This is a genomic window from Streptomyces kaniharaensis, from assembly GCF_009569385.1.
GTDB lineage: Bacteria > Actinomycetota > Actinomycetes > Streptomycetales > Streptomycetaceae > Kitasatospora > Kitasatospora kaniharaensis.
This window is the reverse complement of sequence record NZ_WBOF01000018.1, coordinates 1-18,853: the sequence shown is the minus strand read 5'-3', so window position 1 is coordinate 18,853 and position 18,853 is coordinate 1. Positions and strand designations below refer to the sequence as shown.

12 protein-coding genes are annotated in these 18,853 nt (G+C 68.2%); all 12 read left to right on the top strand.

Going from position 1 to position 18,853, the window contains the following annotated elements:
* The first annotated feature begins 1,043 nt into the window (after window positions 1–1,043).
* Complete coding sequence (locus F7Q99_RS40100; RefSeq protein ID WP_153472374.1) at window positions 1,044–2,183, top strand: hypothetical protein; 1,140 nt, start codon at window positions 1,044–1,046, stop codon at window positions 2,181–2,183.
* Window positions 2,184–3,087: 904 nt separating this feature from the next.
* Window positions 3,088–4,269, top strand: coding sequence for a hypothetical protein (locus F7Q99_RS40095; protein ID WP_230211373.1), 1,182 nt, complete (start codon window positions 3,088–3,090; stop codon window positions 4,267–4,269).
* A 695-nt stretch (window positions 4,270–4,964) separates the two neighbouring features.
* Complete coding sequence (locus F7Q99_RS40090; protein ID WP_153472376.1) at window positions 4,965–5,537, top strand: P-loop NTPase family protein; 573 nt, start codon at window positions 4,965–4,967, stop codon at window positions 5,535–5,537.
* A gap of 94 nt (window positions 5,538–5,631) precedes the next feature.
* Window positions 5,632–6,237, top strand: coding sequence for a DNA-binding protein (locus F7Q99_RS40085; protein WP_230211372.1), 606 nt, complete (start codon window positions 5,632–5,634; stop codon window positions 6,235–6,237).
* A 1,143-nt stretch (window positions 6,238–7,380) separates the two neighbouring features.
* Window positions 7,381–8,520 (top strand): hypothetical protein, encoded by a 1,140-nt coding sequence (locus tag F7Q99_RS40080; RefSeq protein ID WP_153472374.1) that lies wholly within the window; start codon window positions 7,381–7,383, stop codon window positions 8,518–8,520.
* Window positions 8,521–9,424: 904 nt separating this feature from the next.
* Window positions 9,425–10,606 carry a hypothetical protein gene (locus F7Q99_RS40075; protein WP_230211373.1) on the top strand — a complete coding sequence of 394 codons (1,182 nt, stop codon included), beginning with the start codon at window positions 9,425–9,427 and terminating at the stop codon, window positions 10,604–10,606.
* A 755-nt stretch (window positions 10,607–11,361) separates the two neighbouring features.
* Window positions 11,362–11,934 carry a P-loop NTPase family protein gene (locus F7Q99_RS40070; protein WP_153472376.1) on the top strand — a complete coding sequence of 191 codons (573 nt, stop codon included), beginning with the start codon at window positions 11,362–11,364 and terminating at the stop codon, window positions 11,932–11,934.
* A 94-nt stretch (window positions 11,935–12,028) separates the two neighbouring features.
* The gene (locus F7Q99_RS40065; protein WP_230211372.1) at window positions 12,029–12,634 is read left to right on the top strand and encodes a DNA-binding protein; all 606 of its coding nucleotides are present in this window, start codon (window positions 12,029–12,031) and stop codon (window positions 12,632–12,634) included.
* 1,143 nt (window positions 12,635–13,777) lie between these two features.
* Window positions 13,778–14,917, top strand: a complete 1,140-nt coding sequence (locus tag F7Q99_RS40060) for a hypothetical protein (RefSeq protein ID WP_153472374.1) — start codon at window positions 13,778–13,780, stop codon at window positions 14,915–14,917.
* Between the two features lie 956 nt (window positions 14,918–15,873).
* Window positions 15,874–17,004, top strand: a complete 1,131-nt coding sequence (locus F7Q99_RS40055) for a hypothetical protein (RefSeq protein ID WP_230211371.1) — start codon at window positions 15,874–15,876, stop codon at window positions 17,002–17,004.
* Window positions 17,005–17,765: 761 nt separating this feature from the next.
* Window positions 17,766–18,335: a P-loop NTPase family protein gene (locus tag F7Q99_RS40050; protein ID WP_153472372.1), complete on the top strand. Its 570-nt coding sequence runs from the start codon at window positions 17,766–17,768 to the stop codon at window positions 18,333–18,335.
* A 94-nt stretch (window positions 18,336–18,429) separates the two neighbouring features.
* The coding region (locus F7Q99_RS40045; protein ID WP_230211370.1) for a DNA-binding protein at window positions 18,430–18,853 on the top strand (424 nt) is incomplete at its 3' end.

Here is an 18,853-nt window from a genome sequence, read left to right as displayed (position 1 = left end):
CCGTCCTCGCTTCGCAGCACTACCCGGTGCGGTACTGAGGGCTGGAGAAGAAGCGAGTGGAGCTGGAGCCCGTAGCCGCGCCCGGTCCCCGCCGCCCGCCCGCGCCAGGGGTCGGGCTGTGCGGGGTTCCCCTCGGTGGGCGGCAGTCTTCAGACCGAGCGCGCCGTTCGGGGGGTCCGGCACCTGCTTCCAAGTCGGTCGCGGGCGCGCGCGGTCGGGCCGGGCCCCCCGGGCGGTGTGCTAGCCCTTGGGTGCCGACCATCGAGGGGAACCCCGCCGGGTTGACCCGTACCACCCACTCACCTGAACAAGATCACGAAGCCCTTTCCCCCCTTGGAGGTGGCCGGGGGTCCGGGCGGGCGGAGCCCCCCGGGATCGGTGAGGCAGGCGTTCGCTCCCGCGTTCGGCAGGCACACGGCCAATCCCTCGGCCGAGGACGTCCACGCGGCGCACGCGCTGACCGAACGGCAGCCCGGACCAACCCTGCGGTCCGGGCCTTCTTCGGTTCGTTGGAACCCCACCAGTCCCATCGGCGAGTTCGTCTCTCTGAGGCCCGTCAGATGCGGCAGGATCAGTGCTCTAACTCCAGAAACGGCAAAGGTCCGGGCGCCTAGACAACTCCCGGACCTCATTGCCGACCTCGTCACCTATCACCGATCCGAGGCCTGTTGTCCAGCGTATCCGCGTCTGCTGATGCCGTCAGCCAGACCCGCCCCCCGAAGCGCCCGAAGTGCGCACGCTGCCGGAAGTCGTTCGCCCCCGGCACCGGCAAGCGGGTCAAGATCTACTGCTCTGCCACGTGCCGTCAGCGGGCAAAACGGATCATCGATGCCACCCCCGACGTGTCACGTTTTGGGGACCACAAAACCGCAGGTCAGGCGGCATTTTCGGCACCAAAAACGGGCGTGCGCTTTAGTACTACGGGGAGAATTCCGTCCACCCCAGGTCAGAGGGGGTCTGAGGAACGAACCACCCCGAAACGGACAGATGGTCAGGATCGGGGCCGAGACGGGCGGTTCGAGCGAAGGGAAGCGCACCAGACGGTGGCGCTCGGCAAGACGTTCCTTGGGTGCGGCACGCGGCTGATGGGTGGGGCGGCCGGGGTGATGGTCGGCAAGGCTGCGGCCTCGTTCAGTGGGGCCTGCACCTGCGGCAGCGTCCACATGTGCGTGTGGTGCGCGGCGAAGATCCTGGCGGTCCGGGCGGAGAACGCGCAGAAGGCGGCGGACGCGCTGGCGGCGGCCGGGTACGGCCTGTACCTCGGGACCTACACGTTGCGGCACTTCGAGCGGCAGGCGTACGGCTCGCTGCGGCGCGGCGAGCGCGGCGGACTGATCGCGGTGGCGCACGACGGCTGGAAGGGCGCGTTCGGGTCCGCCGGGCGGTCGTGGCGTCGGCTGCGGTCCGACTTCGAGATCGTGGGCTATGAGCGGGCGTTCGAGGACACCTGGGGCTCGGACACCGGGTTCCACGTGCACTGGCACGCGCTCTGGGTCACCCAGGCGCCGCTGCCGGAGGAGGAGTTCCGCCGGTTCCGCCAGCGGATGGCCGAGACGTGGCGCGATGCGGTGCTCAACGCCGGTGGCTACGCGGTCAGCACCACGTGCGACCGGCCCGGCTGCCCGTGCGGGGGGGATGGCCACGGCACCGACCTGCGCCCGCTGAACACCGGGCAGGAGGGTGATGCCGCCCGGTACCTGTACAAGGACGGCGACAAGCCCGGATCGGCAGGCTTCGGGCTGGAGTTCACCCGCTCCGACCTCAAGGACGGCCGCCGCTGGGGACGCATGTCGCCGTTCCAGCTCGGCGACCTGGCGGCCGAGGAGCTGGCCGAGCTGGGTGAGGCGGGCCCGTTGGTCGCGAAGTACCGCGAGCGCGAGCACGGGGTGAACGGCGTCCGGAAGCACTACCGGGCCCAGACCCTGAACCGGATCCTCGCCGAGCTGGAGGTGGAGCAGGATGAGCGGACCGACTCCGAGATCGCGGCCAACGAAGACGACGCGCGCACGCTGGTCGCGGTGATCCCGGCGGCTACCTGGTACCGGCACATCGTCCGCAAGCACGGTCGGCGGCTGGCTCTCCTACGTGCCGCCGAGGCGCTTGGCGAGGCTGGCGTTCGGACGCTGATCGAGTCCTGGGGGCTGGCCTGGGGCACGGACGTCCTTCCCCCTGAGACCGCCTGATCCGGCCGGCCCCACGATGAAGGCCCTGACCGTCCCCGGTCGGGGCCTTCAGGTGTACTTAGCCACTAACTTGCTCCGCCTCGACAGCTGTTTCTTGGCGTCAGATGGGTGCAGCGAGTTAGTGCTTACTGTTCCAGTAAGCACCGTTCGCCCCGTCGGCGCCTCCTTGGCGCAGGCTCCGGCCGCCGCCGCCTCAGGTGGGTCATGGGGACCGTGAGCCCAATCCGGGCTCAGAAGCCGCTGCTCCTCCCCGGCCTGGACAACCAAGATGACGTACAGGACGGCTGGGAAACTCTGTTGCTCCGTTGCCGAGGAGGAGTCGGCAGGCCCGGCGAGTGGCCGGCCGTCGGGCAGGCACTTCCCTGTGACCGCCTCACGTAGGTGCCGCTTAGGAATCCGGCGGAGTCAGTCCGCTGAGGCGGCCAACCCGGGGTTGTCGGTAAGAACCCTGTTGCGAGCCGCAACGAAGGACGAACATCTGCCCACTTCCGCTTTTTGGCGCGGTGGGGGCCTACCGCAGGCCACGGAGAGGGCGGAGACACCCCGGAGGGCCTGGCGGCCCTCCGGGGTGGTCTGGCGGGCGCCTTCGGCGCGTTCACCGCCAGACCATCCCGCGCAAGCGCAGGACGCCAGGCCGGGCGCCTTCGGCGCGTTCACCGGCCTGGTGGCTGGTCCTGCGCAGCAAGCTGCGCGCACCGGACCAGCCATCTCCGCCCTCTCCGTGGCCTGCGGTAGGCCCCCACCGCGTCCCCGTCGGCCGTGGGTTGGCCTAAAAAGAGTGCAAAACCCTTCCTGAACTGGGGTTTTGCATAGAAGAGTGAGCCGAAATGCTGTAAAGTTAGTGATGTCGGAAGGGGCGGCACACCCCGACCGGCGACCAACGACACCGAAGGAAGGAAACCCGATGACCCAGTTGTTGCCGTCGGCGCTTGAGGACCTGCGCGGGAATGTCCCCGTGGTCGACTCGCTGGCCGCGAAGGGCTATCCGGGCTACGTGAACGGAACTCAGCGGATGGGGACCGTGAACGACGTGTACGGGTGGACCAGGGTCCACGCGCACATCAACGTCTCGCCCGATGAGGGGTACGCGCTGACCGACAAGAGGTCGCCGCACGCCCTCTACGAATTCATGCTCATGTCCGCTGGAACCACGCACCGGCCGGGACTGCACGACCACTCGCGAGAGTTCGGCACGGCGCTTGGAGTGGTCGCGGCGTGCTTCGCTGAGCACTGCCGCGCCTACGAGTTGAGCCCCGTGGTCTCGTGGAGCTACGACCCGAACACCCTGGACCGTGAATCCATCCAGGGGGAGAAGCGGTTCCATGCTCACTTCGTGGGGCGGACAGGCAAGGAGCGGGCAGAGGTCGCGGAGAGGGCCATGCGAGCAGGGGGACTCTCCGCGCTCCGGTGTCGCCGGATCGTAGAAGAGGCGTCCGTCTTGGGTGCCCTGGTGTGTGCCGATGTCGTGGACGGTGACGCTCTGCGGGTGCTCCAGCCCGTTCCGGCGCTCTCCACCCCCACGGCCACCGCTACGGCACAGTTCCTGCTGCCGCAGGGATGGGAAAGTCTCGCCAACCCGGACTTTCACGCAGATATCGCCTACATTCACCGCAAGTTGCGAACGATGTATGACGAGATCATCCGTGCCTGTGCTACCGGTGAGGCCGGGCTGTGGCGGCGGCCCACTGTCCGGGAGTTCGACCCGGAGGACATCGATGTACCGCTCCGCGCGACGACCCGCGCGACGCTTGCTCACTACCTTCGAGCACTGCGCCCCGAAATCCTCGACGGCGGGTCGCTCGCCCGGTCCCGAGCCACGCACGTCTACCCATTGGCGGATCTGGCTTATGCGGTGACCATCACTGAGCAGGAAGGGCAGGTGTACCTGCATCTCCGCATCAACGTGTTCTCCGATCTCGGAGGCGCGGGAATCAGCATCATCGACGGGGTCATCGTGAAGACCAAGAAGGGGGTGGGGGATATGCGCGCCGACGAGATCGCAGCCCGAAGCGCGTTCCAGGCGGACTACCTCCGCAGGCTCCACATGTACCCGATGGCCGCGCGGGCACTGTTCCCTAGGATGTAGCACACCGTCACCACAACCTCACGGCCCGCCACAGGCGGGCCGTGAGGCGCGCGAAAAGGACAGCCGCAAGCGGCTGGGCCCGCCCCCAGAGCGCCCTTCGGGCGCGGGCGGGCTAAAGGACAGCCGCAAGCGGCTGGGCCCGCCCCCAGAGCGCCCTTCGGGCGCGGGCGGGCTAAAGGACAGCCGCAAGCGGCTGGGCCCGCCCCCAGAGCGCCCTTCGGGCGCGGGCGGGCTAAAGGACAGCCGCAAGCGGCTGGGCCCGCCCCCAGAGCGCCCTTCGGGCGCGGGCGGGCTAAAGGACAGCCGCAAGCGGCTGGGCCCGCCCCCAGAGCGCCCTTCGGGCGCGGGCGGGCTAAAGGACAGCCGCAAGCGGCTGGGCCCGCCCCCAGAGCGCCCTTCGGGCGCGGGCGGGCTAAAGGACAGCCGCAAGCGGCTGGGCCCGCCCCCAGAGCGCCCTTCGGGCGCGGGCGGGCTAAAGGACAGCCGCAAGCGGCTGGGCCCGCCCCCAGAGCGCCCTTCGGGCGCGGGCGGGCTAAAGGACAGCCGCAAGCGGCTGGGCCCGCAAGTCTCGAACGGCTGTAACGAGTCTGAATGCTGTAATGTTTGAAATGGCAAGACCCGGTGGGGGTGATGTGACCGCTAGCCCGAAGGCCTGGTGAAGCCCGGACGCCGCTCCCCGAAAAGACGAGGAATCCATGCGGAAAATCGCACTCTTCGGACCACCCGCCACAGGAAAATCCACTCTGGCTAGGTGGCTCTCGGCAGAACTCGGCCACCCACACACAGACCTCGATGACCTTCTCTTCACCCCTGACGGCCCCCTGCCGCTGCCCGAGTTCCGCCGGCAGGCAGGAGAGATCACACGGCAAGACACGTGGATCGTCGAAGGGAACTTCTCCAAGCTGGCCGACGTCGTCTGGCACCGCGCCGACGTACTCGTGTGGCTCGACTTTCAGCTACCCCTGATCATGTACCGCATAGTGCGCCGTAGCCTCTATCAGCTCACCGGATACGAGGACAGCCCACAAGCACGGCGACTGACCTGGAGCAAAGCATTCTTCAGCCGCCGGTCGCTGTTGCGCACCGCCATCCGCAAGTACCGGAACAACCGGCCCCGCTACGTCCAACAGGTATCCGAGACAGCCGATCAGGGCGTCAAGGTGGTCAGGCTCCACAGTCCGCGCGAAGTCCGCCGTTGGATGGAACTGATGAAAGGGCCGGCGGAGAGCCACTCACGCGGAGCGACCCGGCACACCACCGGCCCTTAACCAACATCCGTGCCGACGAAGCGCCAGCGTAAGGAAGTACCACCAGCCTACAAGGGCCCGTCCGTGACTCGACAGCTGCTCAAGGAACACGATTGTGATCCCCCGTAACCGACCAGTGATCAATGAAGCCGATATCGCCGAGCAGGCTGGCGTCCCCATCGCCACATGGAGGCGACGTGATGCCCCCGCCTTCCGTCAGCGCGTAGCAAGCCTCTTTCCTCGCAGCCGCATCCTGATCTACGACCTGGCTCAAGCTCGTGCTTACCTCGCGGGCGGACCCATCCCTGTGCTGCCCGCCGGAGAACATCCCGACGACCTTCTCAACGACGAAGAGACGGCCGCCGTACTCGGCGTTACGGCCAGCACCGTCCGCGCCTACGCGACCCAGGGTTACATCTCAGCAGGAAAGACCGTCTACAGCGTGCGGGTGTGGCCCCGCTGTGACATTGAGGAACGCCGGAAGAACCCGCCCGGGCAGGGGAAGGGAGGAGGCCGGCCGCCAGGCACAGGAAAAGGCCCGCGCAAGGCACACGCCTACGAGGGTGATCCCCGTCTGCACACTGCGACCGCAGCCCTCAGCACTGCTGGCGACACCCCCCGCCATCGCATCGCAGCATCCCTTGCCCAACAGCACGGCGGGTCAACACGCACTTGGGAACGCCTCCTCACCCAGGTCAGCCAGACCTCCCCGCCCGGCTGACCCGTACGGTGAGGCTTCCAGGAATCAGGCGTGTGGCCTGCACGCCTGATTCCTGGAAGCGAGCTATACCCCCGCGCTTCGCTTACGCGTGGATCGCCCCCCGTCCTCGCTTCGCAGCACTACCCGGTGCGGTACTGAGGGCTGGAGAAGAAGCGAGTGGAGCTGGAGCCCGTAGCCGCGCCCGGTCCCCGCCGCCCGCCCGCGCCAGGGGTCGGGCTGTGCGGGGTTCCCCTCGGTGGGCGGCAGTCTTCAGACCGAGCGCGCCGTTCGGGGGGTCCGGCACCTGCTTCCAAGTCGGTCGCGGGCGCGCGCGGTCGGGCCGGGCCCCCCGGGCGGTGTGCTAGCCCTTGGGTGCCGACCATCGAGGGGAACCCCGCCGGGTTGACCCGTACCACCCACTCACCTGAACAAGATCACGAAGCCCTTTCCCCCCTTGGAGGTGGCCGGGGGTCCGGGCGGGCGGAGCCCCCCGGGATCGGTGAGGCAGGCGTTCGCTCCCGCGTTCGGCAGGCACACGGCCAATCCCTCGGCCGAGGACGTCCACGCGGCGCACGCGCTGACCGAACGGCAGCCCGGACCAACCCTGCGGTCCGGGCCTTCTTCGGTTCGTTGGAACCCCACCAGTCCCATCGGCGAGTTCGTCTCTCTGAGGCCCGTCAGATGCGGCAGGATCAGTGCTCTAACTCCAGAAACGGCAAAGGTCCGGGCGCCTAGACAACTCCCGGACCTCATTGCCGACCTCGTCACCTATCACCGATCCGAGGCCTGTTGTCCAGCGTATCCGCGTCTGCTGATGCCGTCAGCCAGACCCGCCCCCCGAAGCGCCCGAAGTGCGCACGCTGCCGGAAGTCGTTCGCCCCCGGCACCGGCAAGCGGGTCAAGATCTACTGCTCTGCCACGTGCCGTCAGCGGGCAAAACGGATCATCGATGCCACCCCCGACGTGTCACGTTTTGGGGACCACAAAACCGCAGGTCAGGCGGCATTTTCGGCACCAAAAACGGGCGTGCGCTTTAGTACTACGGGGAGAATTCCGTCCACCCCAGGTCAGAGGGGGTCTGAGGAACGAACCACCCCGAAACGGACAGATGGTCAGGATCGGGGCCGAGACGGGCGGTTCGAGCGAAGGGAAGCGCACCAGACGGTGGCGCTCGGCAAGACGTTCCTTGGGTGCGGCACGCGGCTGATGGGTGGGGCGGCCGGGGTGATGGTCGGCAAGGCTGCGGCCTCGTTCAGTGGGGCCTGCACCTGCGGCAGCGTCCACATGTGCGTGTGGTGCGCGGCGAAGATCCTGGCGGTCCGGGCGGAGAACGCGCAGAAGGCGGCGGACGCGCTGGCGGCGGCCGGGTACGGCCTGTACCTCGGGACCTACACGTTGCGGCACTTCGAGCGGCAGGCGTACGGCTCGCTGCGGCGCGGCGAGCGCGGCGGACTGATCGCGGTGGCGCACGACGGCTGGAAGGGCGCGTTCGGGTCCGCCGGGCGGTCGTGGCGTCGGCTGCGGTCCGACTTCGAGATCGTGGGCTATGAGCGGGCGTTCGAGGACACCTGGGGCTCGGACACCGGGTTCCACGTGCACTGGCACGCGCTCTGGGTCACCCAGGCGCCGCTGCCGGAGGAGGAGTTCCGCCGGTTCCGCCAGCGGATGGCCGAGACGTGGCGCGATGCGGTGCTCAACGCCGGTGGCTACGCGGTCAGCACCACGTGCGACCGGCCCGGCTGCCCGTGCGGGGGGGATGGCCACGGCACCGACCTGCGCCCGCTGAACACCGGGCAGGAGGGTGATGCCGCCCGGTACCTGTACAAGGACGGCGACAAGCCCGGATCGGCAGGCTTCGGGCTGGAGTTCACCCGCTCCGACCTCAAGGACGGCCGCCGCTGGGGACGCATGTCGCCGTTCCAGCTCGGCGACCTGGCGGCCGAGGAGCTGGCCGAGCTGGGTGAGGCGGGCCCGTTGGTCGCGAAGTACCGCGAGCGCGAGCACGGGGTGAACGGCGTCCGGAAGCACTACCGGGCCCAGACCCTGAACCGGATCCTCGCCGAGCTGGAGGTGGAGCAGGATGAGCGGACCGACTCCGAGATCGCGGCCAACGAAGACGACGCGCGCACGCTGGTCGCGGTGATCCCGGCGGCTACCTGGTACCGGCACATCGTCCGCAAGCACGGTCGGCGGCTGGCTCTCCTACGTGCCGCCGAGGCGCTTGGCGAGGCTGGCGTTCGGACGCTGATCGAGTCCTGGGGGCTGGCCTGGGGCACGGACGTCCTTCCCCCTGAGACCGCCTGATCCGGCCGGCCCCACGATGAAGGCCCTGACCGTCCCCGGTCGGGGCCTTCAGGTGTACTTAGCCACTAACTTGCTCCGCCTCGACAGCTGTTTCTTGGCGTCAGATGGGTGCAGCGAGTTAGTGCTTACTGTTCCAGTAAGCACCGTTCGCCCCGTCGGCGCCTCCTTGGCGCAGGCTCCGGCCGCCGCCGCCTCAGGTGGGTCATGGGGACCGTGAGCCCAATCCGGGCTCAGAAGCCGCTGCTCCTCCCCGGCCTGGACAACCAAGATGACGTACAGGACGGCTGGGAAACTCTGTTGCTCCGTTGCCGAGGAGGAGTCGGCAGGCCCGGCGAGTGGCCGGCCGTCGGGCAGGCACTTCCCTGTGACCGCCTCACGTAGGTGCCGCTTAGGAATCCGGCGGAGTCAGTCCGCTGAGGCGGCCAACCCGGGGTTGTCGGTAAGAACCCTGTTGCGAGCCGCAACGAAGGACGAACATCTGCCCACTTCCGCTTTTTGGCGCGGTGGGGGCCTACCGCAGGCCACGGAGAGGGCGGAGACACCCCGGAGGGCCTGGCGGCCCTCCGGGGTGGTCTGGCGGGCGCCTTCGGCGCGTTCACCGCCAGACCATCCCGCGCAAGCGCAGGACGCCAGGCCGGGCGCCTTCGGCGCGTTCACCGGCCTGGTGGCTGGTCCTGCGCAGCAAGCTGCGCGCACCGGACCAGCCATCTCCGCCCTCTCCGTGGCCTGCGGTAGGCCCCCACCGCGTCCCCGTCGGCCGTGGGTTGGCCTAAAAAGAGTGCAAAACCCTTCCTGAACTGGGGTTTTGCATAGAAGAGTGAGCCGAAATGCTGTAAAGTTAGTGATGTCGGAAGGGGCGGCACACCCCGACCGGCGACCAACGACACCGAAGGAAGGAAACCCGATGACCCAGTTGTTGCCGTCGGCGCTTGAGGACCTGCGCGGGAATGTCCCCGTGGTCGACTCGCTGGCCGCGAAGGGCTATCCGGGCTACGTGAACGGAACTCAGCGGATGGGGACCGTGAACGACGTGTACGGGTGGACCAGGGTCCACGCGCACATCAACGTCTCGCCCGATGAGGGGTACGCGCTGACCGACAAGAGGTCGCCGCACGCCCTCTACGAATTCATGCTCATGTCCGCTGGAACCACGCACCGGCCGGGACTGCACGACCACTCGCGAGAGTTCGGCACGGCGCTTGGAGTGGTCGCGGCGTGCTTCGCTGAGCACTGCCGCGCCTACGAGTTGAGCCCCGTGGTCTCGTGGAGCTACGACCCGAACACCCTGGACCGTGAATCCATCCAGGGGGAGAAGCGGTTCCATGCTCACTTCGTGGGGCGGACAGGCAAGGAGCGGGCAGAGGTCGCGGAGAGGGCCATGCGAGCAGGGGGACTCTCCGCGCTCCGGTGTCGCCGGATCGTAGAAGAGGCGTCCGTCTTGGGTGCCCTGGTGTGTGCCGATGTCGTGGACGGTGACGCTCTGCGGGTGCTCCAGCCCGTTCCGGCGCTCTCCACCCCCACGGCCACCGCTACGGCACAGTTCCTGCTGCCGCAGGGATGGGAAAGTCTCGCCAACCCGGACTTTCACGCAGATATCGCCTACATTCACCGCAAGTTGCGAACGATGTATGACGAGATCATCCGTGCCTGTGCTACCGGTGAGGCCGGGCTGTGGCGGCGGCCCACTGTCCGGGAGTTCGACCCGGAGGACATCGATGTACCGCTCCGCGCGACGACCCGCGCGACGCTTGCTCACTACCTTCGAGCACTGCGCCCCGAAATCCTCGACGGCGGGTCGCTCGCCCGGTCCCGAGCCACGCACGTCTACCCATTGGCGGATCTGGCTTATGCGGTGACCATCACTGAGCAGGAAGGGCAGGTGTACCTGCATCTCCGCATCAACGTGTTCTCCGATCTCGGAGGCGCGGGAATCAGCATCATCGACGGGGTCATCGTGAAGACCAAGAAGGGGGTGGGGGATATGCGCGCCGACGAGATCGCAGCCCGAAGCGCGTTCCAGGCGGACTACCTCCGCAGGCTCCACATGTACCCGATGGCCGCGCGGGCACTGTTCCCTAGGATGTAGCACACCGTCACCACAACCTCACGGCCCGCCACAGGCGGGCCGTGAGGCGCGCGAAAAGGACAGCCGCAAGCGGCTGGGCCCGCCCCCAGAGCGCCCTTCGGGCGCGGGCGGGCTAAAGGACAGCCGCAAGCGGCTGGGCCCGCCCCCAGAGCGCCCTTCGGGCGCGGGCGGGCTAAAGGACAGCCGCAAGCGGCTGGGCCCGCCCCCAGAGCGCCCTTCGGGCGCGGGCGGGCTAAAGGACAGCCGCAAGCGGCTGGGCCCGCCCCCAGAGCGCCCTTCGGGCGCGGGCGGGCTAAAGGACAGCCGCAAGCGGCTGGGCCCGCCCCCAGAGCGCCCTTCGGGCGCGGGCGGGCTAAAGGACAGCCGCAAGCGGCTGGGCCCGCCCCCAGAGCGCCCTTCGGGCGCGGGCGGGCTAAAGGACAGCCGCAAGCGGCTGGGCCCGCCCCCAGAGCGCCCTTCGGGCGCGGGCGGGCTAAAGGACAGCCGCAAGCGGCTGGGCCCGCCCCCAGAGCGCCCTTCGGGCGCGGGCGGGCTAAAGGACAGCCGCAAGCGGCTGGGCCCGCCCCCAGAGCGCCCTTCGGGCGCGGGCGGGCTAAAGGACAGCCGCAAGCGGCTGGGCCCGCAAGTCTCGAACGGCTGTAACGAGTCTGAATGCTGTAATGTTTGAAATGGCAAGACCCGGTGGGGGTGATGTGACCGCTAGCCCGAAGGCCTGGTGAAGCCCGGACGCCGCTCCCCGAAAAGACGAGGAATCCATGCGGAAAATCGCACTCTTCGGACCACCCGCCACAGGAAAATCCACTCTGGCTAGGTGGCTCTCGGCAGAACTCGGCCACCCACACACAGACCTCGATGACCTTCTCTTCACCCCTGACGGCCCCCTGCCGCTGCCCGAGTTCCGCCGGCAGGCAGGAGAGATCACACGGCAAGACACGTGGATCGTCGAAGGGAACTTCTCCAAGCTGGCCGACGTCGTCTGGCACCGCGCCGACGTACTCGTGTGGCTCGACTTTCAGCTACCCCTGATCATGTACCGCATAGTGCGCCGTAGCCTCTATCAGCTCACCGGATACGAGGACAGCCCACAAGCACGGCGACTGACCTGGAGCAAAGCATTCTTCAGCCGCCGGTCGCTGTTGCGCACCGCCATCCGCAAGTACCGGAACAACCGGCCCCGCTACGTCCAACAGGTATCCGAGACAGCCGATCAGGGCGTCAAGGTGGTCAGGCTCCACAGTCCGCGCGAAGTCCGCCGTTGGATGGAACTGATGAAAGGGCCGGCGGAGAGCCACTCACGCGGAGCGACCCGGCACACCACCGGCCCTTAACCAACATCCGTGCCGACGAAGCGCCAGCGTAAGGAAGTACCACCAGCCTACAAGGGCCCGTCCGTGACTCGACAGCTGCTCAAGGAACACGATTGTGATCCCCCGTAACCGACCAGTGATCAATGAAGCCGATATCGCCGAGCAGGCTGGCGTCCCCATCGCCACATGGAGGCGACGTGATGCCCCCGCCTTCCGTCAGCGCGTAGCAAGCCTCTTTCCTCGCAGCCGCATCCTGATCTACGACCTGGCTCAAGCTCGTGCTTACCTCGCGGGCGGACCCATCCCTGTGCTGCCCGCCGGAGAACATCCCGACGACCTTCTCAACGACGAAGAGACGGCCGCCGTACTCGGCGTTACGGCCAGCACCGTCCGCGCCTACGCGACCCAGGGTTACATCTCAGCAGGAAAGACCGTCTACAGCGTGCGGGTGTGGCCCCGCTGTGACATTGAGGAACGCCGGAAGAACCCGCCCGGGCAGGGGAAGGGAGGAGGCCGGCCGCCAGGCACAGGAAAAGGCCCGCGCAAGGCACACGCCTACGAGGGTGATCCCCGTCTGCACACTGCGACCGCAGCCCTCAGCACTGCTGGCGACACCCCCCGCCATCGCATCGCAGCATCCCTTGCCCAACAGCACGGCGGGTCAACACGCACTTGGGAACGCCTCCTCACCCAGGTCAGCCAGACCTCCCCGCCCGGCTGACCCGTACGGTGAGGCTTCCAGGAATCAGGCGTGTGGCCTGCACGCCTGATTCCTGGAAGCGAGCTATACCCCCGCGCTTCGCTTACGCGTGGATCGCCCCCCGTCCTCGCTTCGCAGCACTACCCGGTGCGGTACTGAGGGCTGGAGAAGAAGCGAGTGGAGCTGGAGCCCGTAGCCGCGCCCGGTCCCCGCCGCCCGCCCGCGCCAGGGGTCGGGCTGTGCGGGGTTCCCCTCGGTGGGCGGCAGTCTTCAGACCGAGCGCGCCGTTCGGGGGGTCCGGCACCTGCTTCCAAGTCGGTCGCGGGCGCGCGCGGTCGGGCCGGGCCCCCCGGGCGGTGTGCTAGCCCTTGGGTGCCGACCATCGAGGGGAACCCCGCCGGGTTGACCCGTACCACCCACTCACCTGAACAAGATCACGAAGCCCTTTCCCCCCTTGGAGGTGGCCGGGGGTCCGGGCGGGCGGAGCCCCCCGGGATCGGTGAGGCAGGCGTTCGCTCCCGCGTTCGGCAGGCACACGGCCAATCCCTCGGCCGAGGACGTCCACGCGGCGCACGCGCTGACCGAACGGCAGCCCGGACCAACCCTGCGGTCCGGGCCTTCTTCGGTTCGTTGGAACCCCACCAGTCCCATCGGCGAGTTCGTCTCTCTGAGGCCCGTCAGATGCGGCAGGATCAGTGCTCTAACTCCAGAAACGGCAAAGGTCCGGGCGCCTAGACAACTCCCGGACCTCATTGCCGACCTCGTCACCTATCACCGATCCGAGGCCTGTTGTCCAGCGTATCCGCGTCTGCTGATGCCGTCAGCCAGACCCGCCCCCCGAAGCGCCCGAAGTGCGCACGCTGCCGGAAGTCGTTCGCCCCCGGCACCGGCAAGCGGGTCAAGATCTACTGCTCTGCCACGTGCCGTCAGCGGGCAAAACGGATCATCGATGCCACCCCCGACGTGTCACGTTTTGGGGACCACAAAACCGCAGGTCAGGCGGCATTTTCGGCACCAAAAACGGGCGTGCGCTTTAGTACTACGGGGAGAATTCCGTCCACCCCAGGTCAGAGGGGGTCTGAGGAACGAACCACCCCGAAACGGACAGATGGTCAGGATCGGGGCCGAGACGGGCGGTTCGAGCGAAGGGAAGCGCACCAGACGGTGGCGCTCGGCAAGACGTTCCTTGGGTGCGGCACGCGGCTGATGGGTGGGGCGGCCGGGGTGATGGTCGGCAAGGCTGCGGCCTCGTTCAGTGGGGCCTGCACCTGCGGCAGCGTCCACATGTGCGTGTGGTGCGCGGCGAAGATCCTGGCGGTCCGGGCGGAGAACGCGCAGAAGGCGGCGGACGCGCTGGCGGCGGCCGGGTACGGCCTGTACCTCGGGACCTACACGTTGCGGCACTTCGAGCGGCAGGCGTACGGCTCGCTGCGGCGCGGCGAGCGCGGCGGACTGATCGCGGTGGCGCACGACGGCTGGAAGGGCGCGTTCGGGTCCGCCGGGCGGTCGTGGCGTCGGCTGCGGTCCGACTTCGAGATCGTGGGCTATGAGCGGGCGTTCGAGGACACCTGGGGCTCGGACACCGGGTTCCACGTGCACTGGCACGCGCTCTGGGTCACCCAGGCGCCGCTGCCGGAGGAGGAGTTCCGCCGGTTCCGCCAGCGGATGGCCGAGACGTGGCGCGATGCGGTGCTCAACGCCGGTGGCTACGCGGTCAGCACCACGTGCGACCGGCCCGGCTGCCCGTGCGGGGGGGATGGCCACGGCACCGACCTGCGCCCGCTGAACACCGGGCAGGAGGGTGATGCCGCCCGGTACCTGTACAAGGACGGCGACAAGCCCGGATCGGCAGGCTTCGGGCTGGAGTTCACCCGCTCCGACCTCAAGGACGGCCGCCGCTGGGGACGCATGTCGCCGTTCCAGCTCGGCGACCTGGCGGCCGAGGAGCTGGCCGAGCTGGGTGAGGCGGGCCCGTTGGTCGCGAAGTACCGCGAGCGCGAGCACGGGGTGAACGGCGTCCGGAAGCACTACCGGGCCCAGACCCTGAACCGGATCCTCGCCGAGCTGGAGGTGGAGCAGGATGAGCGGACCGACTCCGAGATCGCGGCCAACGAAGACGACGCGCGCACGCTGGTCGCGGTGATCCCGGCGGCTACCTGGTACCGGCACATCGTCCGCAAGCACGGTCGGCGGCTGGCTCTCCTACGTGCCGCCGAGGCGCTTGGCGAGGCTGGCGTTCGGACGCTGATCGAGTCCTGGGGGCTGGCCTGGGGCACGGACGTCCTTCCCCCTGAGACCGCCTGATCCGGCCGGCCCCACGATGAAGGCCCTGACCGTCCCCGGTCGGGGCCTTCAGGTGTACTTAGCCACTAACTTGCTCCGCCTCGACAGCTGTTTCTTGGCGTCAGATGGGTGCAGCGAGTTAGTGCTTACTGTTCCAGTAAGCACCGTTCGCCCCGTCGGCGCCTCCTTGGCGCAGGCTCCGGCCGCCGCCGCCTCAGGTGGGTCATGGGGACCGTGAGCCCAATCCGGGCTCAGAAGCCCGCTGCTCCTCCCCGGCCTGGACAACCAAGATGACGTACAGGACGGCTGGGAAACTCTGTTGCTCCGTTGCCGAGGAGGAGTCGGCAGGCCCGGCGAGTGGCCGGCCGTCGGGCAGGCACTTCCCTGTGACCGCCTCACGTAGGTGCCGCTTAGGAATCCGGCGGAGTCAGTCCGCTGAGGCGGCCAACCCGGGGTTGTCGGTAAGAACCCTGTTGCGAGCCGCAACGAAGGACGAACATCTGCCCACTTCCGCTTTTTGGCGCGGTGGGGGCCTACCGCAGGCCACGGAGAGGGCGGAGACACCCCCGGAGGGCCTGGCGGCCCTCCGGGGTGGTCTGGCGGGCGCCTTCGGCGCGTTCACCGCCAGACATCCCGCGCAAGCGCAGGACGCCAGGCCGGGCGCCTTCGGCGCGTTCACCGGCCTGGTGGCTGGTCCTGCGCAGCAAGCTGCGCGCACCGGACCAGCCATCTCCGCCCTCTCCGTGGCCTGCGGTAGGCCCCCACCGCGTCCCCGTCGGCCGTGGGTTGGCCTAAAAGAGTGCAAAACCCTTCCTGAACTGGGGTTTTGCATAGAAGAGTGAGCCGAAATGCTGTAAAGTTAGTGATGTCGGAAGGGGCGGCACACCCCGACCGGCGACCAACGACACCGAAGGAAGGAAACCCGATGACCCAGTTGTTTGCCGTCGGCGCTTGAGGACCTGCGCGGGAATGTCCCCGTGGTCGACTCGCTGGCCGCGAAGGGCTATCCGGGCTACGTGAACGGAACTCAGCGGATGGGGACCGTGAACGACGTGTACGGGTGGACCAGGGTCCACGCGCACATCAACGTCTCGCCCGATGAGGGGTACGCGCTGACCGACAAGAGGTCGCCGCACGCCCTCTACGAATTCATGCTCATGTCCGCTGGAACCACGCACCGGCCGGGACTGCACGACCACTCGCGAGAGTTCGGCACGGCGCTTGGAGTGGTCGCGGCGTGCTTCGCTGAGCACTGCCGCGCCTACGAGTTGAGCCCCGTGGTCTCGTGGAGCTACGACCCGAACACCCTGGACCGTGAATCCATCCAGGGGGAGAAGCGGTTCCATGCTCACTTCGTGGGGCGGACAGGCAAGGAGCGGGCAGAGGTCGCGGAGAGGGCCATGCGAGCAGGGGGACTCTCCGCGCTCCGGTGTCGCCGGATCGTAGAAGAGGCGTCCGTCTTGGGTGCCCTGGTGTGTGCCGATGTCGTGGACGGTGACGCTCTGCGGGTGCTCCAGCCCGTTCCGGCGCTCTCCACCCCCACGGCCACCGCTACGGCACAGTTCCTGCTGCCGCAGGGATGGGAAAGTCTCGCCAACCCGGACTTTCACGCAGATATCGCCTACATTCACCGCAAGTTGCGAACGATGTATGACGAGATCATCCGTGCCTGTGCTACCGGTGAGGCCGGGCTGTGGCGGCGGCCCACTGTCCGGGAGTTCGACCCGGAGGACATCGATGTACCGCTCCGCGCGACGACCCGCGCGACGCTTGCTCACTACCTTCGAGCACTGCGCCCCGAAATCCTCGACGGCGGGTCGCTCGCCCGGTCCCGAGCCACGCACGTCTACCCATTGGCGGATCTGGCTTATGCGGTGACCATCACTGAGCAGGAAGGGCAGGTGTACCTGCATCTCCGCATCAACGTGTTCTCCGATCTCGGAGGCGCGGGAATCAGCATCATCGACGGGGTCATCGTGAAGACCAAGAAGGGGGTGGGGGATATGCGCGCCGACGAGATCGCAGCCCGAAGCGCGTTCCAGGCGGACTACCTCCGCAGGCTCCACATGTACCCGATGGCCGCGCGGGCACTGTTCCCTAGGATGTAGCACACCGTCACCACAACCTCACGGCCGCCAGGCGGGCCGTGAGGCGCGCAGCCGCAAGCGGCTGGGCCCGCCCCAGAGCGCCCTTCGGGCGCGGGCGGGCTAAAGGACAGCCGCAAGCGGCTGGGCCGCCCCAGAGCGCCCTTCGGGGCGGGGGCTAAAGGACAGCCGCAAGCGGCTGGGCCCGCCCCCAGAGCGCCCTTCGGGCGCGGGCGGGCTAAGGACAGCCGCAAGCGGCTGGGCCCGCCCCAGAGCGCCCTTCGGGCGCGGGCGGGCTAAAGGAGCCGCAAGCGGCTGGGCCGCCCCCAGAGCGCCCTTCGGGCGCGGGCGGGCTAAGGACAGCCGCAAGCGGCTGGGCCCGCCCGCGCCCTTCGGCGCGGGGCGGGCTAAAGGACAGCCAAGCGGCTGGGCCCGCCCCCAGAGCGCCCTTCGGGCGCGGGCGGGCTAAAGGACAGCCGCAAGCGGCTGGGCCCGCCCCGAGCGCCCTTCGGGCGCGGGCGGGCTAAAGGACAGCCGCAAGCGGCTGGGCCGCCCCCAGAGCGCCCTTAAAGGACAGCCGCAAGCGGCTGGGCCCGCCCAGAGCGCCCTTCGGGCGCGGGCGGGCTAAAGGACAGCCGCAAGCGGCTGGGCCCGCAAGTCTCGAACGGCTGTAACGAGTCTGAATGCTGTAATGTTTGAAATGGCAAGACCCGGTGGGGGTGATGTGACCTAGCCCGAAGGCCTGGTGAAGCCCGGACGCCGCTCCCCGAAAAGACGAGGAATCCATGCGGAAAATCGCACTCTTCGGACCACCCGCCACAGGAAAATCCACTCTGGCTAGGTGGCTCTCGGCAGAACTCGGCCACCCACACACAGACCTCGATGACCTTCTCTTCACCCCTGACGGCCCCCTGCCGCTGCCCGAGTTCCGCCGGCAGGCAGGAGAGATCACACGGCAAGACACGTGGATCGTCGAAGGGAACTTCTCCAAGCTGGCCGACGTCGTCTGGCACCGCGCCGACGTACTCGTGTGGCTCGACTTTCAGCTACCCCTGATCATGTACCGCATAGTGCGCCGTAGCCTCTATCAGCTCACCGGATACGAGGACAGCCCACAAGCACGGCGACTGACCTGGAGCAAAGCATTCTTCAGCCGCCGGTCGCTGTTGCGCACCGCCATCCGCAAGTACCGGAACAACCGGCCCCGCTACGTCCAACAGGTATCCGAGACAGCCGATCAGGGCGTCAAGGTGGTCAGGCTCCACAGTCCGCGCGAAGTCCGCCGTTGGATGGAACTGATGAAAGGGGGGGAGAGCCACTCACGCGGAGCGACCCGGCACACCACCGGCCCTTAACCAACATCCGTGCCGACGAAGCGCCAGCGTAAGGAAGTACCACCAGCCTACAAGGGCCCGTCCGTGACTCGACAGCTGCTCAAGGAACACGATTGTGATCCCCCGTAACCGACCAGTGATCAATGAAGCCGATATCGCCGAGCAGGCTGGCGTCCCCATCGCCACATGGAGGCGACGTGATGCCCCCGCCTTCCGTCAGCGCGTAGCAAGCCTCTTTCCTCGCAGCCGCATCCTGATCTACGACCTGGCTCAAGCTCGTGCTTACCTCGCGGGCGGACCCATCCCTGTGCTGCCCGCCGGAGAACATCCCGACGACCTTCTCAACGACGAAGAGACGGCCGCCGTACTCGGCGTTACGGCCAGCACCGTCCGCGCCTACGCGACCCAGGGTTACATCTCAGCAGGAAAGACCGTCTACAGCGTGCGGGTGTGGCCCCGCTGTGACATTGAGGAACGCCGGAAGAACCCGCCCGGCAGGGGAAGGGAGGAGGCCCGGCCGCCAGGCACAGGAAAAGGCC

Excerpts from the sequence above, each read along its gene's own strand:
- F7Q99_RS40095 (WP_230211373.1), top strand. The coding sequence starts at position 3,088 with ATGACCCAGTTGTTGCCGTCGGCGCTTGAGGACCTGCGCGGGAATGTC.
- F7Q99_RS40090 (WP_153472376.1), top strand. The coding sequence starts at position 4,965 with ATGCGGAAAATCGCACTCTTCGGACCACCCGCCACAGGAAAATCCACT.
- F7Q99_RS40075 (WP_230211373.1), top strand. The coding sequence starts at position 9,425 with ATGACCCAGTTGTTGCCGTCGGCGCTTGAGGACCTGCGCGGGAATGTC.
- F7Q99_RS40070 (WP_153472376.1), top strand. The coding sequence starts at position 11,362 with ATGCGGAAAATCGCACTCTTCGGACCACCCGCCACAGGAAAATCCACT.
- F7Q99_RS40050 (WP_153472372.1), top strand. The coding sequence starts at position 17,766 with ATGCGGAAAATCGCACTCTTCGGACCACCCGCCACAGGAAAATCCACT.